Genomic DNA, 24,431 nt, shown 5'->3' on the forward strand with positions numbered 1-24,431 from the left:
CCGCCCACCCGAGGAACGACATGAACCTGAACGCGCAGATCGCCGGTCTCGGTCCGACCGAGCTGCTCCTGATCCTGGCCGTCATCGTCCTCCTCTTCGGCGCCTCCAAGCTGCCCGAGCTGGCCCGGGGGAGCGGGCGCGCGCTGCGAATCTTCAAGGCCGAGACCAAGGGCCTGATGGACGACGACGACAAGACTCCCGAGCAGCGCGAGATCGAGGCCCGCCAGCTGAACGCCCGACGCGACGACCCGCGTCGCGACGACACCCTCTGAGCCGCACGATGCTGGGAGGCCTCCTCGCGGTGCTGCGAGGGACCCCGCAGCACCCGGTGGGCCCGGACGGCCGGATGCCCCTGAGCGACCACTTCCGTGAGCTCAGGGCCAGGGTGCTGCGGGCCGCGCTGGTGCTGGTCGTGGTCTTCGTGGTCGCGCTCTTCTTCTACGACGAGCTCCTCGGGCTCGTCCTCGACCCGTACAACAGCGCGCGCACCCAGCTCGACGAGGAGGTGGAGACGCTCGCCTACGTGGAGGGTGCCACCGGCCCGCTGCTGCTCCAGCTGAAGCTCTGCGGGGTCGCGGCGATCGTGGTCTCCAGTCCCTACTGGCTCGCCCAGATCTGGGGCTTCATCCTCCCCGGCCTGCACCGCGACGAGCGGCGCTGGTCGCGGATCTTCGCCATGGTCGCCGGTCCGCTCTTCCTGGCGGGGGTGGCCACCGGCTACTACGTGCTGCCCAAGGGTCTGGAGGTGCTGATCGGCTTCACCCCCGACCAGCTCCAGAGCCTGGTCGAGTTCGGCACCTACTTCTCCTTCCTGACCCGGATGCTGCTGGTCTTCGGCATCGCCTTCGAGATCCCGCTCTTCGTCATCATGCTCAACCTCGCCGGCGTGGTCAGCGGGGCGACCCTGGGGCGCTTCCGGCCGTGGATCATCGTCGGGACCTTCGTCTTCGCGGCGGTCGCCACACCCTCCACCGACCCCTTCTCCATGCTCGCCCTCGCCCTGCCGATGCTGCTGCTCTTCGTGCTGGCCGAGGTGGGGGCACGCACCATCGACCGCGTGCGGGCCCGGCGAACGGCCGCGGAGCCGACCTGGGCCGACGACGAGCCCTCCCCCCTCTGAGAGGGTGGGCGCGTGCATCCTCCCGAGATCGTCGACGTCGACCCCTTCGACCTCCCCGAGTGGCTGGGCACCAGCGAGGTCACCTGGACGCCCGACGAAGGGCTGCGTACCGGCCACCTCGTCCACGGAGAGCTCACCAGCCCGGAGCACGACACCCTCGGCTGCGACCTGCTGGCCGTCGACGAGGCCTACCCCGCGCCGGTGGTGGCGGACCAGCCCAGGGCCCGCGCCCACCAGGCCTGGCAGCACGGCCAGGTGCTGCTGGGCCACCGTGACGGCCGGCTCACCCTGGCGGTGCCGGGCACCCGCTTCGACGCCGACCTCGTCCTGGAGTCCCTCGCCAGGCTGGCCCGTGCCGTCGGCGGCTCGCCGGAGCGGTTCGCCGCCCACCTGCGCATCGGGGCCGAGTCACCGCGACGCGGTTCGCCCGGTCGCTAGGGTCGTGGAGTGACCCGAAGCCTGCGTGAGATCGCGTTCCTCACCGACCCCGCCGCCTGCCGGGGCCGGGGGCGGGGCCGCTCCCACCGCACCCGGGCCGTCGCCCGGCTGCGGGACAGCGGCATGGTGGTCCGCGACCTCGTCGGCCGCGACGCCGACGAGACGCTCGACCTGGCCCGGAGCTCCGTCGACGACGGGGTGGACGGGCTGGTGGTCTGCGGGGGTGACGAGATCTTCCACCTCGGGCTCCAGGCGGTCGCGGCGACCGGCGTCCCGATCGGGCTGGTCCCGGCCGCCGGCGGCGAGGTCGCCGGCTACTTCGACCTGCCCCGCCACGACCCCGACGCGGCCGCCGACCGGGTCGTGGCCAACCGGGTCCGCACCGTCGACGTGGGCAGGGCCGCCGGCCGCTACTTCGTGACCGTCCTGGAGGCCGGCTTCGGAGCGGGCGTCGAGGAACGGGCCCGGACCCCGCGAGGGCGCGGCGGCCGGGCGCGGCACGGGCTGGCCACCCTGACCGCCCTCGGCGCCACCCGTCCCGTCGGCTACCGGCTCGACCTGGACGGCGTCGGACGCCGGCTGGACGCCACGCTGGTCACGGTGGCCAACGGTCCCTGGCCCGGCGCACGGCGGACCGGGCCGACCGGGTGGGAGGACGGCACGGCGGACCGTCGACGGGACGGGGAGCACGACCGCCTGAGCGACGGGCTGCTCGACGTGGTGATCCTCGGGTCGAGGAGCCGCGCCGCCCTGGCCCGCACCGTGCCCCGCCTGCTCGGCTCCACCCGCCGCGCCCATCCGCCCTACGAGCACCACCGGGTCCGCAAGGTGACCGTCGCGGCGGCGGGCGTCGTCGCCTACGCCGACGGTGAGCGCCTCGGCCCGCTGCCCCTGACGATCGAGTGCGTCCCCGCGGCGCTGAAGGTGTGGTCATGACCAGTCCGTCCGAGGCGTACGCCGCCTACCGCAAGCAGCGTGAGCACCCCGTCCTCGCCGAGTTTGCCGGCAGCTACCCGTTCGGGCTCGACGACTTCCAGCTGCGCGCCTGCCGGGAGATCGAGGAGGGCCGAGGAGTCCTGGTGGCGGCCCCCACGGGCTCGGGCAAGACGGTGGTCGGCGAGTTCGCCGTCCACCTCGCCCTGGCGGGGGGACGCAAGTGCTTCTACACGACGCCGATCAAGGCCCTCTCCAACCAGAAGTACCACGACCTGGTGGAGCGTCACGGGGCCGAGAACGTCGGTCTGCTGACCGGCGACCACACCCTGAACGGCGAGGCGCCGGTGGTCGTGATGACCACCGAGGTGCTGCGCAACATGCTCTACGCCGGGTCGCACACCCTCGCCGGCCTGGGGTTCGTGGTGATGGACGAGGTGCACTACCTCGCCGACCGCTCCCGCGGTGCGGTCTGGGAGGAGGTGATCATCCATCTGCCCGAGTCGGTCTCGGTGGTCTCGCTCTCGGCCACCGTCTCCAACGCCGAGGAGTTCGGCGAGTGGCTGGCGACCGTGCGCGGCGACACGACCACGATCGTCGAGGAACGGCGTCCGGTCCCGCTCTTCCAGCACGTCATGGTGGGCCGGCGCATCCTCGACCTCTTCGCCAGCTCCGACGTCGACGCCAGCGCCGGCTTCGTCAAGGAGGGGGCGCCGGTCAACGACGAGCTGCTCAAGGTGGCCCGCGACGACTGGGCCAGCAGCCGGCTGATGCGCGACCGCCGGTCCTCGCGCAAGGGTGGGCGCGGCGCCCCGGCCAAGGGACCCCGCAACGTCGGCAACGGCCGACGGGTGTGGATCCCCAGCCGGGTCGACGTGATCGAGCAGCTCGAGCGCCGCGGGATGCTGCCCGCCATCGTCTTCATCTTCAGCCGCGTCGGCTGCGACGCCGCCGTCACCCAGTGCCTCTCCGCGGGGGTCCGGCTGACCTCCCCCGAGGAGCGGGACGAGATCTTCACCTTCGTCGAGGAGCGCTGCCGCCACCTCCCCGACGAGGACCTCCAGGTCCTCGGCTACCACGAGTTCCTCGAGGGGCTCACCCGCGGCGTCGCGTCACACCACGCCGGCATGCTGCCCACCTTCAAGCAGTGCGTGGAGGAGCTCTTCGCCCGCGGGTTGTGCAAGGTGGTCTTCGCCACCGAGACGCTGGCCCTCGGCATCAACATGCCTGCCCGCACCGTGGTCATCGAGAAGCTGTCGAAGTGGAACGGCGAGACCCACGCCGAGATCACGCCGGGGGAGTACACCCAGCTGACGGGTCGCGCGGGCCGGCGCGGCCTCGACGTCGAGGGCCACGCGGTGGTCCTGTGGCAGCCCGGCACCGATCCTCGCGAGCTGGCCGGCCTGGCCTCGACCCGCACCTACCCGCTCCGCTCGTCGTTCCGGCCCTCCTACAACATGGCGGTCAACCTGGTCCACCAGTTCGGCCGTGAGCGCTCCCGGGAGCTGCTGGAGATGTCGTTCGCGCAGTTCCAGGCCGACCGCGCGGTCGTCGGTCTGGCCCGCCAGCTGCACAAGGCGGAGGAGGCGCTCGACGGCTACGCCGAGTCGGCCACCTGCCACCTGGGCGACTTCATGGAGTACGCCGCGTTGCGCCGCCAGATCTCCGACGAGGAGAAGGCGGCGGCCCGGGAGCGCCGGTCGAGCCAGCGCGACGAGGCGCTCGTCTCGCTGCAGAAGCTCAAGCCGGGCGACGTCATCGTGGTGCCGGCCGGGAAGTTCTCCGGTTTCGCCGTGGTGGTCGACCCCGGGCTGGGCAACCCCGACGAGCCGCGGCCCTACGTGGTCACCGCGGAGCGTCAGGCCCGTCGGCTCTCTCCGATCGACTTCCCCTCGCCCGTCGAGCCGGTCACCCGGGTCCGCGTCCCCCGCAGCTTCAACGGCCGCAACCCGCAGATGCGGCGCGACCTGGCCAGTGCGCTGCGCTCCCGCACCCACGACCTCACCCCGCCCCCGCCGCGGCGCCGGTCGGCCGGCGGGCAGGCGCCGGGGCAGAGCGCGGCGGAGCGCAGGATCGACGACCTGCGGCGCCGGCTCAAGGAGCACCCCTGCCACCAGTGCCCGGAGCGCGAGGACCACGCCCGCTGGGCCGAGCGGTGGTTCAAGCTCTCCCGGGACTCCGCCACGCTGCGGCGCCGGGTCGAGCAGCGCACCAACACCGTGGCCCGCGTCTTCGACCGGGTCTGCGAGGTGCTGGTGGCCCTGGACTACCTCGAGGGCGACACCGTGACCGAGCGCGGCGGGAGGCTGCGGCGGATCTACACCGACATGGACCTCGTGGCCGCCGAGTCGCTGCGCCTGGGGCTGTGGGACGGGCTCGACCCCTCGGAGCTGGCCGCCGTGCTCTCCGTGCTGGTCTACGAGACCAGGCGTGCCGACGACGTGACGCCGCCCAGGCTCCCGGCCGGGCGCGCGCGTGACGTGATCGGCGAGATGGTGCGGCTCTGGGCCCAGCTGGACGCGCTGGAGAAGGACCACCGCCTCGACTTCCTCCGCGAGCCCGACCTGGGGTTCGCCTGGGCCGCCTACCGCTGGGCGGAGGGCGACGAGCTGGACGAGGTCCTGGGTGCCGTCGACCTGGCGGCGGGCGACTTCGTGCGCTGGATGAAGCAGCTGCTCGACCTGGCCGGCCAGGTGGCCGACGCGGCGGCCGACACGCCCCTGCGCAAGGTGGCCCGGCAGACCGTGGACCGCCTGCGCAGGGGAGTGGTGGCCTACTCGGCCCTCACCGAGTAGGCGCCTGGGCGACGGCCTCGGCGACCGGGGTGTCCCCGGCGACCAGCTCCCACTGGGCGCCGATCCCGGCGCCGGTGTCCAGGACGGCGGCGATGACCGCGGCGACGTCGCCGCGGGGCACGCTGCCGGGCTCGACCTCGGGGGCCAGCCGCACCCGGCCGGTCGCGGCGTCGTCCACCAGCGCACCCGGTCGCAGGATGGTCCAGTCCAGGTCGCTCTCGCGCAGGGCGGCGTCGGCGTCGCGCTTGGCCTCCACGTAGGCGCGCCACACCGGCGCGGTGTCGGCGGGGACCGGGTCGTCGACCGAGATGGCCGAGACCTGGACGAAGCGGGTGATCCCCGCCTCGCGGGCTCCCTGGATCGACTTGAGCGAGCCCTCGAGGTCCACGGTCCGCTTCCGCTCGATGTTGCCGTCGGGGCCGCCGCCGGCGGCGAAGACCACCGCGTGGCAGCCGTCGAACGCCCGCGCGAAGTCCGAGCCGGAGGCGGACTCGATGTCCAGGAGCCGGACCTCGGCCCCCAGGGCCTCCAGGTCGGCGCGGTACTCCTCCTTGCGGACCAGGGCGACCGGTTGGTGACCCGCCTCCACGAGCAGCGGGTGCAGCAGACGGGCCACGTTTCCGTGACCCCCGACGACGGCGATACGAGTCATGCGCCCACCCTAGGAACCCGCGCCAAGGGCGCCGGCCGGCCTCAGCGCTCGGCCAGCGCGGTCACGGCACGGGCCAGAGCACCTTCGAGGTTCCAGGTGGCGGCCAGCGCGACGACCGCGTCGGGGTCGGCGGGCGTGCGGGGCAGCTCGGTGTCGATCCTGCCCAGCTCGAGGTCGCGCACCACCGCGACCACCCGGGGCGCGACGTCGAGGTAGTCCGCGGCGTCCTTGATCTTGCGACGGGGTCCGGGGGCCAGGTCGGAGTCGGGGTCCTGCGCCGCGGCCCGGATGCCGGCGATGTCGCCGAAGCGCCCGAGCAGGGTCGCCGCGGTCTTGTCGCCGACCCCGGGCACCCCGGGCAGGCCGTCGGAGGCGTCGCCGCGCAGCGTGGCGAAGTCGGCGTACTGGTGGGCGTCGACGCCGTACTTGTCGCGCACCACCGAGTTGGTCACCCGCTCGTGCTTGCCCACGCCCCGGGCGGTGTAGAGCACCCGGACCTGTGCCTCGTCGTCGATCAGCTGGAAGAGGTCGCGGTCGCCGGTGACGATCTCGACGGGCATCGCGGCGTTGGTGGCCAGGGTGCCGATCACGTCGTCGGCCTCGTGCTCGGGGGCTCCGACGACGCGGATGCCGAGCGCGGCGAGGACGTCGAGGATGATCGGGATCTGCGCCTCCAGCGGGTCCGGGACCTCCTCGACGTCGGGCGACGCCTCGCGCTCGGCCACCACCCGGTGGGCCTTGTAGCCGGGCAGCAGGTCGACACGCCACTGCGGCCGCCAGTCGTCGTCCCAGCAGCAGACCAGGTCGGTGGGGCGGTAGTCGGTGACCAGCCGCGCGATGAAGTCGAGCAGGCCCCGGACGGCGTTGACGTTGGTGCCGTCGGGCGCCTTGATCTCGGGCACCCCGAAGAACGCGCGGAAGTAGAGGGAGGCGGTGTCCAGCAGCATCAGGCGCTTCGAGTCGGTCACCCGGGCGATCCTGCCAGAGTCGCCGCGTGGCCTGCCCGGTGCTGCTGGGCCAGCGCGGCCCACGTGGTGTCGAGGGAGCCCTCGTGGGCGGCGCGGGCCAGGCGGCGGTGCAGCACCCCGCCGGCGGCCAGGCGCAGCGCCCCGGTGGCCCCGGCCTCGGCCGCGTCCCCGGCCGGTCCGGGCTCGGCACCGGGGTCGGCACCGGGCTCGGGGGGGTCCGGGCGCAGGTCGAGGATCTGGTCGACGACCCGGTGGTCGCCCAGCACGCCCGGCACCTGCGCGGACGCGTCGGCGCTCAGCTGCTCCACCAGCACCGGCAGCCCGTCGCGGGAGACCGTGGTGCCGGCGGCCAGGCGACCCGGGCCCTCGCCGGTGCGGCCGAGCACCAGGGTCTCGCGCAGCAGGCACGTGGCGTCCCCCTCGAGGGCGACCGTGGTCCGGCGCGCGACCCGGGCGCCCTGGCTGACCACGAGCTCCGGGGCCTGCCACACCAGGAATCCGCCCGGCCGGACCCGGATGTCGACCTCCCAGGACGCCTCCCCGCCGTCCATGTCGTAGGCGACCGTGCCGGCCGGCTCGGTGATCTCCAGGAGGCACCCGGCGCCGACCTCCACCTCGAGCCGCACGTGGTCGCCGGCCAGCAGCAAGGCGGTGGTCGGGACCAGCGCGACGTGGGCGTGCGCGACGTCGCGAGCCAGCACCTGCACCCGGAAGACGCCGCCGCCCATCCGGACGCAGGCGCGACCCGCCCGAGGGTCGGCGTGCAGCGCCACGCGGGTGCTCAGCGGGGTGAGGGCACCGGGCGGGGCCTCAGGCCTGGTCGACGGCACGGGCCAGGGGGCGCGTCTGGTCGTGCGCGTGCGCGTGGGAGTGCGCCGCCATCGGGCCGGGGTCCTGGGGCTCGAGCAGGCCGGTGCGCAGCACGGCCAGCTGAGCCAGCACCCAGGCGGTCAGCGCCGAGACCGACGCCGCGTCGTGCCGGGAGAGCGCGACGACCGTCCGACCGCCCCGGGCCAGCACCGCGTCGGCGACCATCCGCGGCAGGTCCACCCCCACGTGGGGAGCGAGGTCGGTCTTGTTGACCACCAGCAGGTCGGCGCGCTCGATGCCGGGTCCGCCCTTGCGCGCGACGTCACCGCCGCCGGCGACGTCGAGGACGAAGATCTGGACGTCGACCAGGGCGGGGGAGAAGGTCGCGGTGAGGTTGTCGCCGCCGGACTCGACCAGCACGAGGTCGAGCGGGGCGAACCGCTCCTCCAGGTCCTCCACGGCCGTGAGGTTGGCGCTGACGTCGTCGCGGATCGCGGTGTGCGGGCAGGCGCCCGTCTCGACCCCGACGATCCGCTCGGGGTCGAGCACACCGGCCGAGCGCAGGAAGCGGGCGTCCTCGTCGGTGTAGATGTCGTTGGTGACCACCGCGAGGGCGTGGCTGCCGGCCAGCTCGCGGCAGAGCGTGGCGATCAGGGAGCTCTTGCCCGTGCCCACCGGGCCGCACACGCCGAGTCTCAGGGTCTTGCGGGTCTCAGGCACGGAACAACCTCCTGGTGGTGCGGGAGTGGGCCTGTGCCCACTCCTCGATCTGGGGGGCGCTCAGGCACGGGATGTCGGCGGCCTCGCTCAGGCCGGCCACCGCGTCGGCCAGGGCGTCGACGTCGGGGAGGAGCTCCCACGTCCAGACGACGCTGCGCAGCGGGTCGCCGGGGGAGAGCTTCAGCCCGGCGGAGATCACGGTCTGCACGTCGTCGTAGCCGACCACCCGGGCCAGGTCGGCGGGGGCCACCGCGCCGGCCACGGCCAGCGCCCCCAGCACCAGCGGCCTGGCCGTGGGCAGCGACCACGACGCCAGGGCCTCGTCGGCCGGCCAGACGCGCCGGGCCAGCCGCAGCAGGCCGCGACCGAGCTCCAGCGCCGTGGCCCGCTGGGCCTCGGCCGGCGTGCGCGCGGCCCAGTGGGCGTGCACCGCGGCCAGGTCGCCGCCGTGGCGCACGACGTGGGCGGCGACGACGGCGGTCGCGGCCTCGGTGCGCACCACGGTGGCCAGGCGCGTACGGCAGTAGCCGGGGAGCCCTTCGGGGCTCATCCCGTGACGCAGCGCCGGCTCGAGGCCGCCCGACTGGGTGTGCCCGCCGACCGGGAGCCGGGCGTCGGCGAGCAGCAGGGCCACGGTGGCCGAGGCGGGCGGCGGGGAGAGAGGCACCACGGCTCAGAACAGGGAGTAGAGCTGGGCCAGGGGGAGCTCCTCGGCCGGGGCCGGCAGCACCCGTTCGCCGTCGACGTCGATCGCGAAGGTCTCGGGGTCGATGTCGATCCGGGGGCAGACGTCGTTGTTGACCATGTCGGCCTTGCCGACCCCCCGGGTGCCCGTGGCCGCCACCAGACGGCGGGACAGGCCGAGCCGCGCCTCCAGCCCGTCGTCGAGCGCGGCCGACGACACGAATGTGACCGCGTGGTCGCTGCCGTGGCCGTCGACCAGGGTGGGCCGCAGCAGCACCGGCTGCGGGGTGGGGATGGAGGCGTTCGGGTCGCCCAGGGCGGCCCTGACGAGCGCCCCGCCCTTGATCACCAGCTCGGGCCGGATGCCGAAGAACCGCGGGTCCCACAGGACCAGGTCCGCCATCTTGCCGACCTCGACCGAGCCCACCTCGGCGTCGATCCCGTGGGCGATCGCGGGGTTGATCGTGTACTTCGCGACGTAGCGACGCGCCCGCTCGTTGTCGGCCGGCAGCGACTCGCCCAGCGACCCGCGCCGGTGCTTCATCACGTGGGCCACCTGCCAGGTGCGGGTGACGACCTCGCCGATGCGCCCCATCGCCTGGGCGTCGCTGGAGGTGATCGACATGGCCCCCATGTCGTGCAGGACGTCCTCGGCGGCGATCGTGGTCGCCCGGATCCGTGACTCCGCGAAGGCGAGGTCCTCGGGCACCCGCGGGTTGAGGTGGTGGCAGACCATCAACATGTCGAGGTGCTCCGCGACGGTGTTGACGGTGTGGGGCAGCGTCGGGTTGGTCGAGCCGGGGATCACGTGGGGGAGCGAGGCGACCTTCATGATGTCCGGGGCGTGGCCGCCACCCGCGCCCTCGGCGTGGAAGGCGTGGATCCCGCGCCCGCCGATGGCCGCGAGGGTGGACTCCAGGAAGCCCGCCTCGTTGAGGCTGTCGGAGTGGAGGGCGACCTGGAGGCCGTGCTCGTCGGCGGCACGCAGGGCGGCGTCGATCGCGGCCGGGGTCGAGCCCCAGTCCTCGTGGACCTTGTAGGCCGCGGCGCCGCCGAGGGCCTGCTCGCGCAGCCCCTCGGCGCTGACCGTGTTGCCCTTGCCCATCAGCAGCACGTTGACCGGGAGCGGGTCCAGCGCCCGGTGGACCGTGCGCAGGTGCCAGGCGCCGGGGGTGACGGTCGTGGCCTTGGACCCCTCCGAGGGCCCGGTGCCGCCACCCCCGACGGTGGTGGTGCCGGTGGCCAGGGCCTCGTGCACCTGCGAGGTGGACAGGAAGTGGACGTGGACGTCGACCGCGCCCGCGGTCAGGATCCGCCCCTCGCCCGACACGACGTCGGTGGAGGGCCCGATGACCAGGTCGGGGTGCACGCCGTCGGCGATGTCGGGGTTGCCGGCTCGCCCGAGAGCGACGATCCGGCCGTCCCTGATCCCGACGTCGGCCCGCACGATGCCCCAGTGGTCGAGCACGACGACGTTGGTGATCACCGTGTCGGGCACCCCCGCGGCCCGGCTCCGGGTCGACTGCGCCATCGACTCGCGGATCGACTTCCCGCCGCCGAAGACCGCCTCCTCGCCCCCGAAGGTGAGGTCCCGCTCGACCTCGATCCACAGGTCGGTGTCGCCGAGGCGGACCTGGTCGCCGGTGGTGGGGCCGTAGAGGGCGGCGTAGTGGGCCCTGCTGATCTCAACCATCCAGGGCACCGCCGTCCTTGCCCGTCTGGAGGCCCGGCACGACGCGCAGGCCGCGCAGCGCCACCAGGTCGACGGTGCGCGAGGCGCCCGGCTCGAAGCGGCGCGACGTCCCCGAGGCGATGTCGAGCCGGAAGCCGTGGGCCGCGTCGCGGTCGAACTCCAGGGCGGCGTTCGCGTCCGGGAGGTGGAGGTGGGAGGCGATCTGCACCGGCCGGTCGCCCGTGTTGAGCACCACCAGGCGCAGGCGCTCGCCTTCGCCGCGGTCGGCGTTGAGCACGTGCGTCCCGGGCGCGGTGCGCACCGCCCCGGGCCCCTCGGTCGACGACGTCATGGGTCTCCTAGCTGATCGGGTCGTGGATGGTGACGAGCTTGCGGCCGTCGGGGAAGGTCGCCTCGACCTGGACGTCGTGGAGCATCTCGGCGACGCCCGGCATGACCTGGTCCCGGGTGAGGACCTCCCGGCCCGCGGTCATCAGGTCGGTCACCGACCGGCCCTCCCGGGCGCCCTCGAGCACCCAGGTGGCCAGCAGGGCCGTCGCCTCGGGGTGGTTGAGCAGGACTCCGCGGTCGAGGCGGTCGCGGGCGACCATGCCCGCCACGGCCAGCAGCAGCTTCTCGGTGTCGGCAGGGGTCAGGTGCACGGGCTCAGACTGCCATCACTGCGCGCACGTCGTCGGCGGCGGCGAGACCGGCCGATCCGCGGGCGACGACGCGGCCGCTGGCCAGGACGTGGTAGTCCTGGGTGGCGCGCAGCGCGAACCCGACGTGCTGCTCGACCAGGAGGACGGACAGGTCGCCCCGGGCGGTCAGGTCGACGATCACCCGCTCGATCTCGGCGACCACGTTGGGCTGGATGCCCTCGGTGGGCTCGTCGAGGATGAGCATCCGGGGTCTGGTCAGCAGCGTGCGGGCGATCGAGAGCTGCTGGCGCTGTCCGCCGGAGAGCAGGCCGGCGCGCCGGGCCAGCAGGCCGGTGAGGGCGGGGAAGGTGTCGAGCACCTCGTCGATGGCGGCCCGGTCGCGCCCGGCCACCAGCTGCAGGTTCTCCAGGGTCGTCAGCTGGCCGAAGGACTGCTGGCCCTGCGGCACGTAGCCGATGCCGCGGCGTACCCGCTGGTGGGGGCGCAGCCGGGTGACGTCCTCCCCGTCGAGGAGGACCTGGCCCGAGCGGACGGGCAGCAGGCCCACCGCCGTCCGCAGCAGCGACGTCTTCCCGGCACCGTTGTGCCCGATCACCGATGCGGCGCCGCCCGCGGGCACGCGCAGCGAGACCCCGTGCAGCACCTCGGTGCGGCCGTAGGCCGCGACCACGTCCTTGAGCTCCAGCATCATGCCGCCCCTTCCACGGTGTGGCCGAGGTAGACACGTTGCACCTCGGGGTTGGCGCGGATCTCCTCGACGGTCCCGTGCGCGAGCACCCGGCCGGCGCTCATCACCGTGACCACGTCGGCGAAGTCGCGCACGAAGTCCATGTCGTGCTCGATCACCACGATCGTGCGCTCCTTGCCGATGCGGTGCAGCAGCGCGCCGGTCTCCTGCCGCTCCTCGGCGGACATGCCGGCCACCGGCTCGTCGAGCAGCATCACCCGCGCGTCCTGGACCAGCAGCATCCCGATCTCGAGCCACTGCTTCTGGCCGTGGGAGAGCACGCCGGCCGGCCGGTCGGCGTGGTCGGTGAGGCCGACCGTCGCCAAGGCGTCGTGCACGAAGTCCGGGACGCCGCGGCGGCGCCCCAGCAGCGCGCGGGCGCGCCGGTGCACCCCGCCCGCGATGTCCAGGTTCTGCAGGACGGTGAGCTCCTCGAAGACGGTGGCCGTCTGGAAGGTCCGCCCGACCCCGAGCCGGACGATCGCGTGGGACGGCTTGTCGAGCAGGTTCTGGTTGTCGTAGGAGGCCAGCCCGGTGGCCTTGACCAGCCCGGTCAGCGCGTCCACGACCGTGGTCTTCCCGGCGCCGTTGGGGCCGATCAGGAAGTGCACCTGTCCCTGGAGCAGGGTCAGGTCGACCCCGTCGACGGCCACGAAGCCGTCGAACTCGACCCGGATGCCGCGGACCTCCAGGTAGTCGCGCTTGCCCGTGCTCATGCGTTGACCTCCTGTGCTGCCTCGTCGGTGCTGTCCGGCTTCCGGTCCGCGGCTGCCGCGGCGCCCGGCCCGAGCCGTCGCCGGCCCGGCGAGCGGGACGACCCGGTGCGCTCCCGGAGGGAGCCGACCTTGGAGACGAGCTGGGCCAGGCCGCCGGGGAGCAGCAGCACCACGAAGATGAAGAGCCCGCCCTGGAAGTAGGACCAGGACCCGGGGAACGACTCCGAGAGCGTGGTCTCGGCGTACCCGACGAGCAGGGCGCCCAGGGCCGGCCCCATCAACGAGGCCCGCCCGCCGAGCGCCACTCCGGCGACCAGCGCGATGGAGGCGCCGACGCCGACGTCCTCGGGGGAGACGATCCCCACGATCGGGACGAAGAGGGCACCGCCGATGCTGGCCAGGACCGCCGCGACCAGGTAGGCGACCAGCTTGACGTCGGCCGGGTCGTACCCGAGGAACCGGACGCGCTCCTCGGCGTCCCGGGTGGCCACCAGGAGCTCACCGAAGCGGCTGCGGTAGAGGTGGCTCATCAGCGCCACCGCGGCGAGCAGCGTCCCGGCGGCCAGGAAGTAGAGCATCCGCTTGTTGATCGGGTCGTAGAGGGAGTAGCCGAAGAAGCTCTGGAAGTTGTTGAGCCCGTTGAAGCCGCCGGTGGTCTTGACCTGCCCGACGAGCAGGATGGCGAAGGCGGCCGCGAGGGCCTGGGAGAGGATGGCGAAGTAGGCGCCCTTGACCCGGCGCTTGAAGATCGCGGCCCCGAGCAGTCCGGCCACCACGACAGGCAGCAGCACGATGGCCAGCAGGGTCACCACCGGGCTGCGGAACGGCTCCCACCACCACGGCATCTCGCCGCCGGCGTAGAGGAGCATGAAGTCGGGCACGTTGCCCGGCCCGGCGTCGGTCAGCTTCAGGTGCATCGCCATCGCGTAGGCGCCCAGCCCGAAGTAGAGGCCCTGCCCCAGGACGAGCATCCCGCCGCGCCCCCAGGCCAGGCCGATGCCGACCGCCGCGATCGCGTAGCAGCAGTACTTGGCCAGCAGCCCCAGCCGGAAGTCGCTCAGCAGCGCAGGGGCCAGTCCCAGCAGCCCGGCGGCGAGCGCTGCCCAGGCCAGCAGCGTGAACAGTCTCGTGCGGCGACTCATGCCAGGCTCCTGGTCCGGACCGCGAAGATCCCCTGGGGGCGTACCTGGAGGAAGACCACGATCGCCAGGAAGACCACGACCTTGGCGATGCTCCCGGAGGTGGCGTACTCGAGGAACGCCTGGATCACGCCGATCGAGAAGGCGGCGATCACCGTGCCCTTGAGCTGGCCGATGCCGCCCACCACGACGACCAGGAAGGCCTCGACGATGTAGGAGGCCCCGATGGTGGGGCCGGTCGAGCCGAGCAGCGTGAGGGCGACCCCCGCGACCCCGGCCAGCCCGGAGCCGAGGAAGAAGGTGATCCGGTCGGTGCGGCGCGTCGAGATGCCGAGGGTCTCGGCGAGGTCGCGGTTGGAGACCGTGGCCCGGACCTGCCGGCCGAGCGCGGTGTGCTTGAGCACCGCGAGGACGGCGAGCAGGCACCCCACGGCCAGCAGGAGCAGGAAGAGCCGGGTCAGCGGGAAGTCGTAGCCGAGGACCGGCACGGACCCGCCGAGCCAGGAGGGCGAGGGCACGTCCTTGGCGGGGGCGCCGAAGATGTCGCGGGCGACCTGCTGCAGGACCAGGCCCACGCCGTAGGTGACCAGGAGGGTGTCCAGGGGGCGGTGGTACATCCAGCGGATGACACCCGCCTCGAGGACGACCCCGAGGAGACCGCCGACCAGGAAGCCGACCGGGAGGGCGACCAGCAGGCCGAGCCCGGCGTCGCCGATCACCACGTTGATCACGTAGGCCGTGTAGGCGCCGGCCATCAGGAACTCGCCGTGGGCCATGTTGATGACGCCCATCTGGCCGAACGTCAGGGTCAGGCCGACGGCGATGAGCAGCAGGACGGCGCCGGCCGAGAGGCCGGTGAAGACCTGGGAAAGGAACACCTCCACGAGACGCACCTCCTCGTCAGGAGCCGGGGCTCCGGTCGTTGGGACGGGATCCGGGGGCGCGGACCGGTGTGGTCCGCGCCCCCGGGAGAGATCAGCGGCTCACTCGCCGTCCCACCAGGAGTAGCCCTCCAGGAACGGGTCCGGATCGATCGGACCGTCGGAGCTCCACACCGTCTCGATCAGCCCGTCCTTGCGGATCTGGCCGACCAGGGCGGTCTTGGCGATGTGGTGGTTGTCCCCGTTGACCGTGACGGTGCCCTCGGGCGCCTCGTAGGTCACGCCGCCGGCGGCCTCGACGACGTCGTCGACCGTGAAGGAGTCGGCCTTCTCGACCATGCCCTTCCAGAGGTGGAGCGAGGTGTAGGCGGCCTCCATCGGGTCGGAGGTCACGGCCTTGGCGCCGTTGGCCTCCTTGAACGCCGCGACGAACTCCTCGTTCACCGGGGTGTCGATGGTCTGGTAGTAGTTCCACGCGGTGTACTGGCCGACCAGGTTGTCGACGCCGACGCCCGGGACCTCCTCCTCCGCGATCGAGACCGAGACGACCGGCATCGCCTCCGCGGTCAGGCCCTTGCCCTTGTACTCCTTGAAGAACGCCACGTTGGAGTCGCCGTTGAGGGTGTTGAAGACGGCGTCCGCGCCGGCCGACTTCACCTTGTCGACCACCGTGCCGAAGCTGGTCGAGCCGAGCGGCTGGTACTCCTCACCGAGGACCTCGATGTCGTGCTCCTCGGCGTACGCCTTGATGATGGCGTTCGCCGTCCTCGGGAAGACGTAGTCGGATCCGACCAGGAAGATGGACTTGATCCCCTTCTCGTCCTTGAGGTAGTCCAGCGCCGGGATGATCTGCTGGTTGGTCGTGGCCCCGGTGTAGAAGATGTTCTTCGACGCCTCGAGGCCCTCGTACTGCACGGGGTAGAAGAGCAGCGCGTTCTTGCCCTCGAAGACCGGGAGCATGGCCTTGCGCGAGCTCGAGGTCCACCCGCCGAAGACCGCTGCCACGCAGTCCTGGTCGATCAGCTTGGTCGCCTTCTCGGCGAAGACCGTCGGCTCGGACTGGCCGTCCTCGCTGACGATCTCCAGCTTCTTGCCCAGGACGCCACCGTCGGCGTTGATCTCGTCGGCGGCCATCGAGAGCGACTTGAAGACCGTGGTCTCGCTGATCGCCATGGTGCCGGAGAGCGAGTTGAGGAACCCGATCTTGATGCTGTCGCCGTCGGTCTGGACACAGGAGTCACTGGCCTCGGACGTCTCGCCGGCCTTGGCGCCACAGCCGGCCAGGGCGCCGGCCAGGGCGACCGCGCCGAGCGCGGCGGTGATGGTGCGGGGGGTTGTGGAGTTCACGGCGTACGACCCTCTCGTCGGACTGCCCGGCGCTGACCGCGGGCGTGGATCCGGAGGCACCAGTCGCCCCCGGAAGGTCTGTCCCTGGGGACGCCTCGAGTTTCACGAGGGCGTGTTTCCGCTGCGGGCGTCCTCCCGTGTCACGGGTGTAACAGCGGGTTTCGGGTTGAGGTCACGTCGCCGGCGGGTGGAACGGCGCCCGCGGCCCCGACCCGGTGCGGTAGAGGCGGCCACGTGCTGAACACCGGCCGCGGACGGGTGCGGTTCCCCTAGGGTCGGCGGGTGAACAACTCGGAGGTCGAGTCCACCGACCGCAAGATCCTCGGTCTGCTGGCGGCGGACGGCCGGATGTCCTACACCGATCTGGGCAAGGCGACCGGCCTGTCCACCTCGGCCGTCCACCAACGGGTCAAGCGGCTCGAGCAGCGCGGCCTCATCCTGGGGTACGGCGCCACGGTCGACCACCAGCAGCTGGGCCGTCCGCTCACCGCGTTCATCTCCGTCACGCCGCTCGATCCCTCCCAGCCCGACGACTACCCCGAGCGGCTGGCCGGGATCGGCGAGGTCGAGTCGTGCTGGTCGGTGGCCGGCGACGAGTCCTACATCCTCAAGGTGCGCGTGGGCACTCCCGCCGACCTCGAGGAGCTGCTCGGCCGCGTCCGCGCCGCCGCCAACGTCAGCACCCGCACCACCATCGTGCTCTCCACCCCGTACGAGAACCGCCCCCTCACCGGGGAGTAGCCCGAAAGGGCGCCCCTCAGTGGGCCTGGAGGGCCGCGGTGCGGCGCGACGCCTCGGCGGCCTCCGCCGCCCGCAGGCTGCTCTCGTCGAGGCGGCCGTGCTCCTCCCACCACTGCTGCCCCGCGGCCGGGAGCGTGTGGATCGGGTCGTAGTACTCGTAGTGCCGGGAGAGCGCCTCGGGGTCGGAGGCCTCGATCGACGTCCGGTAGTTCTTCGTCCAGTAGGAGATGCCGCGCTCGGTGTCGTAGTCGGCGAGCTGGTGGACCCAGCGCTTGCCCACGAAGGGGACGTCGCAGACGATCCGCGGGGTGGCGAAGCCGGGCAGGTAGCCCATCAGGTGGTGCTGGAGGCGCTGGGCGTCGGCGACCGAGACCCGCCAGTGCTCCGAGAACGGGATCATGTCGCACAGGTAGAAGTAGTACGGCGTGACCTGGGCTCCGTCGAGCAGCCGGAAGCAGAGGTCCAGCAGGGTGTGCGGGTCGGCGTTGACACCGTTGAGGAGCACACCCTGGTTGCGCACGTCGCGCAGGCCCGCCTCGAGCATGGCGCGCGAGGCGTCGGCCACCAGCGGGGTGATCGAGTGCGCGTGGTTCGCGTGCGTGTGCATCGCCAGCGAGACCCCTCGTGACCGTGCCAGCCCCGCCACCCGGGCGACGCCCTCGACCACGGGGGGCTGGAGCCAGTGCTGGGGGAGGCCGATGAGCGCCTTGGTGGCCAGCCGGACGTCCCGGATGTTCTCGATCTCCAGGAGCTGGACCAGGAACGCCTCGAGCCGCGGCCAGGGCATGTTGGCCACGTCGCCGCCGGAGACCACGACGTCGCGCACCTGCGGGGTCCGCCGCAGGTAGTCGAGCATGTCCTCGAGGCGGTCGTGCGGCCGGGCCGCGAACTTGAGCTTGTCGACGACGGGGGTGGAGTTGCCGACCAGGTCCATCCGGGTGCAGTGCCCGCAGTACTGCGGACAGGTGGGCAGCAGCTCGGCGAGCACCTTGGTGGGGTAGCGGTGGGTCAGCCCTTCGCTGGCCCACATGTCGTGCTCGTGCAGCGAGTCCCGGGTGGCGTGCGGGTGGGAGGGCCAGTCGGTGCGCCGGTCGGAGAAGACCGGGAGCATGTAGCGGCGCAGCGGATCCGCGTAGAAGGCCTCGGTGAGCGAGCCCGCGCCGGCCGGCGTCGTGTCGGGCACCATCGTGTTCATCATCTGCGGCGGGACGAGCATCGACATCGTGGCGCGCTCGGCCTGGTCACGCTCGAGGTCGGCGTAGAACCGGTCGTCGAGCAGGCCGCCCATCAGCTCGCGGAGCTGGCGCGCGCTCTTGACGCAGTGGGCGCGCTGCCACTGCACCGAGCGCCACTCCTCCGCGGTCACCGAGGACCAGCCGGGGAAGCGGGTCCAGTCCGGCTCGGTCAGCTCCACCCGGCGGTAGGCGTAGGGCTGACCGGCGGGGTGGTCGACCGAGGTCGCGATGCTCATGGCCCTCCTGCTGGAGCGACGTGGCGGACCTGAGGTGGTTGTGACCTACGTCGCATTTCTGCCACAGTAGAAGCACGACCTGCGGCCTGTCTAGCGACTAGCAGCAGGATTTCCTGCTCCACGTGGGCCCAAAGACAGGACTTACTGTTGATTGCTTCGACGTCGCAGGCCAGCGATCCCATCGGCCTGCACCGGGTGCTGGACGAGCCGCGGGTGCTGCCGCAGGCGGCGCGGCGCCTGGACGCCCGCGCCGAGCTCTGGCCCGACGAGGTCCGGGTGCGGGTGGAGCGGCTCAACCTCGACGCGGCCTCCTTCCGTCAGCTCGAGCGCAAGCACGGCGGGGACGGTGCCGCGATCCGGGCCGAGGTGCTCTCGATCATCTCCGCCCGCGGCAAGATGCAGAACCCGGAGACCGGGTCCGGCGGCATGCTGGTCGGGGTCGTCGAGGAGGTCGGCGAGCGCTCCCCCCTGGGCCTGCGGGTGGGGGACCGGGTCGCGACGCTGGTCTCGCTGACCCTGACCCCGCTGGTCGTCACCGACGGCCTGGCCCGCTGGGCCGGCACCGGCGAGCAGGTCCCGTGCGAGGGCCACGCCATCCTCTTCGGGCGCTCGATCGCCGCAGTGCTTCCCGACGACCTGCCCGTCGAGCTCAGCCTCGCGGTGATGGACGTGTGCGGGGCGCCCGCGCTGACCCGCCGCGTGGTCTCGGGGTACGACGACCCCGTGGTCGTCGTGATCGGTGCGGCCGGCAAGTCGGGCAGCCTCAGCCTCGCCGCGGCACGCGAGTCCGGCGCCGCGCGCACGCTGGGGGTGGTGCCCCACGAGGCCGAGGCCCAGGCGCTGCGCCGTGCCGGCCTGGCCGACGCGGTGGTGGTCGCCGACGCCCGCGACCCGGTGGCCCTGCGGGAGGCCGTGCTCGCGGCGGGGGGACCGGCCGACGTCACGGTGGTCTGCGTCGACGTCCCCGGGTGCGAGGGCGCCGCGGTGCTCGCCACCGCCGCTCGGGGCACGGTCGTCTTCTTCTCGATGGCCACCTCCTTCTCGGCGGCCGCGCTGGGGGCCGAGGGGCTGGCCGCCGACGTGACGATGCTGATCGGCAACGGGTACGTGCCCGGTCACGCCGACTACGCGCTCGACCTCGTACGGCGGCACGCCGGTGTCGCCGTCCTCCTGGAGAGCAGGCTGCGATGACGACCCGGACGAACCCCGAGACCCACCCCCAGGTGCAGGCACAGGAACCCGGGAGGCGCGCGTCCCGGCTGGCGCTCCCGGCCGAGGACGTCGCCCGGGCCCGCGCGCTGGCCGCCAGGGCCGGCGCCCCGATCGTCGACCTGGCCCGCCGCCACACCACGGTCTCGGTGGAGCGGGCCACCCTGCGGCTCGCCGGCCTGGCGGGTGCCGACCCCGACGGGATCCCCTGGGTCAACCGGCTCGTCGACGCGGTCCGCGCCGACCTGGACGACGAGGGGGGACTGGCCCACGGGGTGAGCCTGCCGGTCTGGGACGCCCTGGCGCGGGGGGCGGCGCCCGACCTGGCGGGCCTCGCCCGGCTGGCCGGGACCGGCGCCGTCCGCTTCCGGCTGCCGGTCGCCGAGGACGCGCTGAGCGCCCGGCGCGCCGCCCACGACGCGGTCGGCCGCGGCGTACGCCGGCTGGACGCCGCCCGCACCGAGCGCGAGCGCCTCGTCGCGGAGGTGGGCGACGCGCCCCGCAAGCCGTGGATCTACCTCATCGTGGCCACCGGCGACATCCACGAGGACATCCCCCAGGCCCAGGCGGCTGCCCGGGCCGGCGCCGACGTGATCGCGGTCATCCGCAGCACCGGGCAGTCGCTGCTGGACTACGTGCCGGAGGGTGCGACCCGTGAGGGCTTCGCCGGCACCTACGCCACCCAGGAGAACTTCCGCCTGATGCGCGCCGCCCTCGACGAGACGAGCCGCGAGCTGGGTCGCTACGTCCGGCTGACCAACTACGCCTCGGGGCTCTGCATGCCGGAGATCGCCACCCTGGCCGGCCTGGAGCGGCTCGACATGATGCTCAACGACTCGATGTACGGGATCCTCTTCCGCGACATCAACCCGGTCCGCACCTTCGTGGACCAGCGCTTCAGCCGCCAGGTGCACGCCCGCGCCGGCATCATCATCAACACCGGCGAGGACAACTACCTCACCACCGCCGACGCCGTGGAGGCCGCCCACACGGTGACCACCAGCCAGCTCCTCAACGAGTTCTTCGCCAAGGAGGCGGGCCTGGCCGACTGGCAGCTGGGGCTGGGTCACGCCTTCGAGATCGACCCGGAGGTGCCCGACTCCTTCCGCCTCGAGCTGGCCCACGCCCTGCTGGCACGCGAGCTCTTCCCGGAGGCGCCGCTGAAGTGGATGCCACCGACCAGGCACATGACCGGCGACGTGTTCCGCGGGCACCTCCTGGACGGGTTCTTCAACCTCGCCGGCGCCCTCACCGGCCAGGGCATCCTGCTGGTCGGCATGATGACCGAGGGGGTCGTCACACCCTGGCTCTCCGACCGCGACCTGGCGCTGCAGAACGTCCGCTACGTGATGGGGGCGGCCGGCAACCTGCACGAGGACTTCGCGCCCGCCCCGGACGGCTTCATCGCCCGCCGGGCCCGGCAGGTGCTGGGGGAGTCCCTGGCGCTCCTCGAGCGGATCGTCGGGGAGGCCGCCGCTCAGGACACCGGCCAGGGCCACCCCCGCGGACTGCTCGACGCCATCGCCGACGGCACGTTCGGCCTGATGCGGCGTCCCGCCGACCAGGGCCGCGGGCTCGAGGGAGTGGCGGCCAAGTCCGACTCCTACTACAACCCGGCCACCGAGATCCTCCAGGAGTGCCCGTGATCGTCAGGCCCTACGGCGACACCACCGGCGACGGCATGGTGCAGCTCTCCTTCACGTTGCCGCTCGCCCACTCCAAGCTGGCCGAGGGGGCGGCCGAGCAGCTCGCCCACCGGATGGGGATGAAGCCCGCCATGGTGGTGCACGCCCGTCCCGTGGGCGAGGGGTTCACGTTCTTCGTCGTCTACGGACGGGTCGCCCACCTGGTCGACACCGACCAGGTCGAGGTCATGGCCCGGGACTACCCGCTGCTCGCCCCGGCCGAGGTCGACGCCCAGATCCGCCGGGCGCTGCGCCGTCGGCTCGTGGTGGTGGGGGCCTGCATCGGCACCGACGCGCACACGGTGGGGATCGACGCCATCCTCAACATCAAGGGGTTCGCAGGCGAGAAGGGGCTGGAGTACCACCGTGAGCTGGAGGTGGTGAACCTCGGCGCCCAGGTCTCGGTGCCGGACCTGGTCGCGGCGGCCAGCGCCCGGCGGGCCGACGCCGTCCTGGTCTCCCAGGTCGTCACCCAGCGCGACGCCCACCTGATCAACACCCGGGCGATGTCGGCCGCCTTCCGCGAGGCGTTCCCCGCGCACCGGCGCCCCCTGCTGGTCGTGGGTGGCCCCCGGTTCGACGAGAAGACGGCCCAGGAGCTGGGGGTGGACCGCGTCTTCTCGCGTGGCACCACCCCGGGGGAGGTGGCCTCGTTCCTCGTGCACCGCCTGGCCCCGACCGCCCCCACCGCTGAGGCCGACCCCACCGCCGTGGCCGCCGAGGCCCGGCCATGACCGGGGCAGGCGGCGCGCGGCCCCTGCCGGGGGAGTGGGTGGGCCGGCGGGTGGTCCACCGCCGCTACGTGCCCTCCGCGCACGCCCACTACGCCGGCGGCCTGGTCGAGGGGGCCTACGGCCTCGGTCTCTTCGGCGACGCCGCCACCGAGATGTGCATCCGCACCGATGGCGACGAGGGACTGTTCGCCTCCTACTCCGACGTGCAGTTCCGCGCGCCGGTGCGGGGCGGTGACGTGGTGGAGGTCCACTGCCTGCTGGTCCGGGCCGGCTCCCGGTCGCGGGAGATGGGGTTCGAGCTGTGGGTCGTGGCGCGCGGCGCACCCACCCCGGCGGCCCCCGGTGCCAGCCGGTGGCTCGACGAGCCGGTGCTCGCCACCACCGCCACCGGCACCGTGGTCGTGCCGCCCCAGGAGGCTTGACCGACCGGCTGCCCGGCGTGCCGCACGGACCGCTGGACGGCGTGTCGCGGCGCTCCCCGGCGTGTCCCGCACAATCGCGCTGAACCGGTTGACAGGGACCCCGGATCCGCCACAGAGTGCGGTGTCCGCCTGTGCAGATCGTGTGCGGCGGACCGACGTCCGGGTGAGCGGGTTGGCGGGTGGGGCACCACCATCCGACCCACCTGGTTCACGGAGGTCGGTCCCGCCGTTGCGAAGGTGGGCACGGGAGGGACGGCAGTTCCTTAGACAACTTCGCGGCGTTCATCTCCAGTGGTCGTCGCGTCGGTCCGAAGCGCTGTCGTCCCTTCCGTCCTCCTGCAGCGGGCCCGCCGCCCGTGTGGCGGCACCCGGTAGGTTGAGGGCGTGCTGCGCCGTTCGATCCTCGCCGGTGGAGCCGGGCTCCTCCTGGCGCTGGCCTCTGAGCCCGTCGGGCTGGCACTCCTGGCCCCCCTCGCCGTCGCCGGCCTGGTGCTCGCGGTCCGTGGCATGTCAGCCAGGACGGCGTGGATCCCCGGCCTGGCCTTCGGCGTGGCCTACTTCTTCGTCCTGCTGTGGTGGATGCGGGCGGTCGGGTGGGACGCTTGGCTCGCCCTCTCGGCCGCCCAGGCCGTGGTCACCGCACCGCTGGGCAGCGCGCTCGCGCTCGTGGGCCGGCTGCGCTTCTGGCCTCTGGCCTCGGCCCTGTGCTGGGTGGCGGTGGAGACGATCCGCGGCGCCTGGCCGCTCGGCGGGCTGCCCTGGGGGCGGCTGTCCTACGTCGTCGCCGACACCTGGTGGGCCGCGAACCTGCCGTGGCTCGGGTTCACCGGGGTGAGCCTGCTGCTGGCCGGCATCGGGAGCGCGCTGGCCTGGTGCTGGGTCGCCCGGCCGCAGCTGGTCCGCGCGGTGCCGGTCGCGCTGGCACTCGCGGCCCTCTCGGTGTGGGGGCTGGTCATGCCCTGGGAGCCCGCCTCCGAGGAGTCGATCCGGGTGGCCGTGGTCCAGGGGGACGTGCCCGGGAGCGGGGACGACCTGGTCTCGGTGCACCGCGAGGTCACGCGCAACCACGTCGAGGCGACCGTCGGGCTGGGGGAGCGGATCGACGAAGGGTCCCAGGAGCGCCCCGACCTGGTGCTCTGGCCGGAGAACTCGACCGCGGTCGACCCGTTCCGCGACGACGAGGTCCGGACCGGGATCGAGCGCGCCGTCGAGGCGGTGGGCGTGCCGGTGCTGGTCGGTGCGATGACCGACGCCGCGGCCCCCGACGCCGTCCTCAACCAGGGCATCGTCTGGTCGCCCGGGACCGGCGGCGGCGACAGGTACACCAAGCGCCACCCGGTGCCCTTCGGGGAGTACATCCCGTGGCGCGACACCGTCTTCACCCAGAACTTCGGCAAGCTGCGCCTGGTCGCCCGCGACATGATGAGCGGCAGCCGCGACACCCCGCTGACGGTGGGGGAGACCACGGTGGCCGACGCCATCTGCTTCGACATCGCCTACGACGACGCGATCCACGCCCAGCTGCGCCACGGGGCCGGCCTGCTGGTGGTCCAGAGCAGCAACGCGATGTTCATCCGGACCCACCAGATCGAGCAGCAGTTCGAGATCACCCGGCTCCGGGCCCAGGAGACCGGACGCGCGGTCGCCGTCGCGGCCACCAACGGACTGAGCGGCATCATCGCCCCCGACGGCGAGGTGGTGGACGAGGCCGCCCCCCGGACCACCAGCGTGCTGGTCCAGGAGGTGCCCCTGATCGAGGCGACGACCCCCGCGGTCGCGATGGGTCCGTGGCCCGGACGGGCCGCCGTGCTGCTGTCCGCGGTGGGGTGCTTGATCGGTGCCAGGCGGAGGCCAGATGCCCTATGCTCGCCCGGGCGCTCTGCCGAGCCTTCCGCCAGCTGAGGA

General features: G+C 73.1%; 25 protein-coding genes. 11 read left to right on the top strand and 14 right to left on the bottom strand.

Annotated features, from left to right (window positions below; translation table 11 throughout):
• Positions 1-20: 20 nt before the first annotated feature.
• Genes tatA through AC4BGE_RS13665 form a run of 5 tightly spaced genes read left to right on the top strand, consistent with a single transcriptional unit; the run spans position 21 to position 5,286 of the window.
• Positions 21-272: a twin-arginine translocase TatA/TatE family subunit gene (gene tatA / locus AC4BGE_RS13645; RefSeq protein ID WP_490575633.1), complete on the top strand. Its 252-nt coding sequence runs from the start codon at positions 21-23 to the stop codon at positions 270-272.
• 8 nt (positions 273-280) lie between these two features.
• Positions 281-1,120 carry a twin-arginine translocase subunit TatC gene (gene tatC, locus AC4BGE_RS13650; RefSeq protein ID WP_490575634.1) on the top strand — a complete coding sequence of 280 codons (840 nt, stop codon included), beginning with the start codon at positions 281-283 and terminating at the stop codon, positions 1,118-1,120.
• Between the two features lie 12 nt (positions 1,121-1,132).
• Positions 1,133-1,558, top strand: a complete 426-nt coding sequence (locus AC4BGE_RS13655; protein WP_490572251.1) for a hypothetical protein — start codon at positions 1,133-1,135, stop codon at positions 1,556-1,558.
• A gap of 9 nt (positions 1,559-1,567) precedes the next feature.
• Positions 1,568-2,494 (top strand): diacylglycerol kinase family protein, encoded by a 927-nt coding sequence (locus tag AC4BGE_RS13660; protein ID WP_490575635.1) that lies wholly within the window; start codon positions 1,568-1,570, stop codon positions 2,492-2,494.
• The gene (locus tag AC4BGE_RS13665) at positions 2,491-5,286 is read left to right on the top strand and encodes a DEAD/DEAH box helicase (protein WP_490575636.1); all 2,796 of its coding nucleotides are present in this window, start codon (positions 2,491-2,493) and stop codon (positions 5,284-5,286) included. Before AC4BGE_RS13660 ends, AC4BGE_RS13665 begins: the two co-directional genes overlap by 4 nt.
• On the opposite strand, the gene AC4BGE_RS13670 is transcribed toward AC4BGE_RS13665, so the two are convergent.
• The 13 genes from AC4BGE_RS13670 to urtA all read right to left on the bottom strand — a co-directional run bounded on the left by AC4BGE_RS13670 (position 5,276) and on the right by urtA (position 16,264).
• Positions 5,276-5,938, bottom strand: coding sequence for an SDR family oxidoreductase (locus tag AC4BGE_RS13670; RefSeq protein WP_490572248.1), 663 nt, complete (start codon positions 5,936-5,938; stop codon positions 5,276-5,278). The two genes, AC4BGE_RS13665 and AC4BGE_RS13670, sit on opposite strands and share 11 nt — an antisense overlap.
• Before the next feature lie 41 nt (positions 5,939-5,979).
• On the bottom strand, positions 5,980-6,885 hold the full coding sequence (locus AC4BGE_RS13675) for a 5'-3' exonuclease (protein ID WP_490575722.1): 906 nt from the start codon (positions 6,883-6,885) through the stop codon (positions 5,980-5,982).
• Between the two features lie 17 nt (positions 6,886-6,902).
• On the bottom strand, positions 6,903-7,736 hold the full coding sequence (locus AC4BGE_RS13680; protein WP_490575637.1) for an urease accessory protein UreD: 834 nt from the start codon (positions 7,734-7,736) through the stop codon (positions 6,903-6,905).
• Positions 7,717-8,436: an urease accessory protein UreG gene (gene ureG, locus AC4BGE_RS13685; RefSeq protein ID WP_490575638.1), complete on the bottom strand. Its 720-nt coding sequence runs from the start codon at positions 8,434-8,436 to the stop codon at positions 7,717-7,719. Before ureG ends, AC4BGE_RS13680 begins: the two co-directional genes overlap by 20 nt.
• Complete coding sequence (locus AC4BGE_RS13690) at positions 8,429-9,103, bottom strand: urease accessory protein UreF (protein WP_490575639.1); 675 nt, start codon at positions 9,101-9,103, stop codon at positions 8,429-8,431. The genes ureG and AC4BGE_RS13690 overlap by 8 nt, the downstream gene beginning before the upstream one ends.
• Before the next feature lie 6 nt (positions 9,104-9,109).
• Positions 9,110-10,813 carry an urease subunit alpha gene (locus tag AC4BGE_RS13695; RefSeq protein WP_490572244.1) on the bottom strand — a complete coding sequence of 568 codons (1,704 nt, stop codon included), beginning with the start codon at positions 10,811-10,813 and terminating at the stop codon, positions 9,110-9,112.
• A complete protein-coding gene (gene ureB, locus AC4BGE_RS13700) occupies positions 10,806-11,144 on the bottom strand; it encodes an urease subunit beta (protein WP_490575640.1) in 339 nt (112 codons plus the stop codon). Before ureB ends, AC4BGE_RS13695 begins: the two co-directional genes overlap by 8 nt.
• Before the next feature lie 7 nt (positions 11,145-11,151).
• Positions 11,152-11,454 carry an urease subunit gamma gene (locus AC4BGE_RS13705; protein ID WP_490572242.1) on the bottom strand — a complete coding sequence of 101 codons (303 nt, stop codon included), beginning with the start codon at positions 11,452-11,454 and terminating at the stop codon, positions 11,152-11,154.
• Between the two features lie 4 nt (positions 11,455-11,458).
• Positions 11,459-12,142 (bottom strand): ATP-binding cassette domain-containing protein, encoded by a 684-nt coding sequence (locus AC4BGE_RS13710; protein WP_490572241.1) that lies wholly within the window; start codon positions 12,140-12,142, stop codon positions 11,459-11,461.
• The gene (gene urtD, locus AC4BGE_RS13715; protein WP_490572240.1) at positions 12,142-12,897 is read right to left on the bottom strand and encodes an urea ABC transporter ATP-binding protein UrtD; all 756 of its coding nucleotides are present in this window, start codon (positions 12,895-12,897) and stop codon (positions 12,142-12,144) included. Before urtD ends, AC4BGE_RS13710 begins: the two co-directional genes overlap by 1 nt.
• Entirely contained in the window at positions 12,894-14,039 is a 1,146-nt protein-coding gene (urtC, locus tag AC4BGE_RS13720; protein ID WP_490575641.1) for an urea ABC transporter permease subunit UrtC, read from the bottom strand. The genes urtD and urtC overlap by 4 nt, the downstream gene beginning before the upstream one ends.
• Positions 14,036-14,920 (bottom strand): urea ABC transporter permease subunit UrtB, encoded by an 885-nt coding sequence (gene urtB / locus AC4BGE_RS13725; RefSeq protein ID WP_490572238.1) that lies wholly within the window; start codon positions 14,918-14,920, stop codon positions 14,036-14,038. Before urtB ends, urtC begins: the two co-directional genes overlap by 4 nt.
• A 99-nt stretch (positions 14,921-15,019) precedes the next feature.
• Positions 15,020-16,264 (bottom strand): urea ABC transporter substrate-binding protein, encoded by a 1,245-nt coding sequence (urtA, locus tag AC4BGE_RS13730; RefSeq protein WP_490572237.1) that lies wholly within the window; start codon positions 16,262-16,264, stop codon positions 15,020-15,022.
• 282 nt (positions 16,265-16,546) lie between these two features.
• Here urtA and AC4BGE_RS13735 point away from each other — a divergent pair, with 282 nt between their 5' ends.
• Entirely contained in the window at positions 16,547-17,005 is a 459-nt protein-coding gene (locus AC4BGE_RS13735; RefSeq protein WP_490572236.1) for an Lrp/AsnC family transcriptional regulator, read from the top strand.
• Positions 17,006-17,021: 16 nt separating this feature from the next.
• Here the strand turns inward: AC4BGE_RS13735 and AC4BGE_RS13740 are convergent, their stop codons facing one another.
• The gene (locus AC4BGE_RS13740) at positions 17,022-18,476 is read right to left on the bottom strand and encodes a KamA family radical SAM protein (RefSeq protein ID WP_490575642.1); all 1,455 of its coding nucleotides are present in this window, start codon (positions 18,474-18,476) and stop codon (positions 17,022-17,024) included.
• A gap of 147 nt (positions 18,477-18,623) precedes the next feature.
• Between AC4BGE_RS13740 and kdd the strand changes: the two genes are divergently transcribed.
• The 5 genes from kdd (at position 18,624) to lnt (ending at position 24,428) form a co-directional block, all read left to right on the top strand.
• Entirely contained in the window at positions 18,624-19,667 is a 1,044-nt protein-coding gene (gene kdd, locus AC4BGE_RS13745) for an L-erythro-3,5-diaminohexanoate dehydrogenase (protein WP_490575643.1), read from the top strand.
• The gene (gene kamD, locus AC4BGE_RS13750; RefSeq protein ID WP_490575644.1) at positions 19,664-21,331 is read left to right on the top strand and encodes a lysine 5,6-aminomutase subunit alpha; all 1,668 of its coding nucleotides are present in this window, start codon (positions 19,664-19,666) and stop codon (positions 21,329-21,331) included. Before kdd ends, kamD begins: the two co-directional genes overlap by 4 nt.
• Complete coding sequence (gene kamE, locus AC4BGE_RS13755) at positions 21,328-22,104, top strand: lysine 5,6-aminomutase subunit beta (protein ID WP_490575645.1); 777 nt, start codon at positions 21,328-21,330, stop codon at positions 22,102-22,104. Before kamD ends, kamE begins: the two co-directional genes overlap by 4 nt.
• Entirely contained in the window at positions 22,101-22,526 is a 426-nt protein-coding gene (gene kal / locus AC4BGE_RS13760; protein ID WP_490575646.1) for a 3-aminobutyryl-CoA ammonia lyase, read from the top strand. Before kamE ends, kal begins: the two co-directional genes overlap by 4 nt.
• Positions 22,527-22,910: 384 nt before the next feature.
• The gene (gene lnt / locus AC4BGE_RS13765) at positions 22,911-24,428 is read left to right on the top strand and encodes an apolipoprotein N-acyltransferase (RefSeq protein WP_490575647.1); all 1,518 of its coding nucleotides are present in this window, start codon (positions 22,911-22,913) and stop codon (positions 24,426-24,428) included.
• The last annotated feature ends 3 nt before the right edge of the window (positions 24,429-24,431 follow it).

This window comes from Nocardioides sp. Z50_6, from assembly GCF_058215755.1.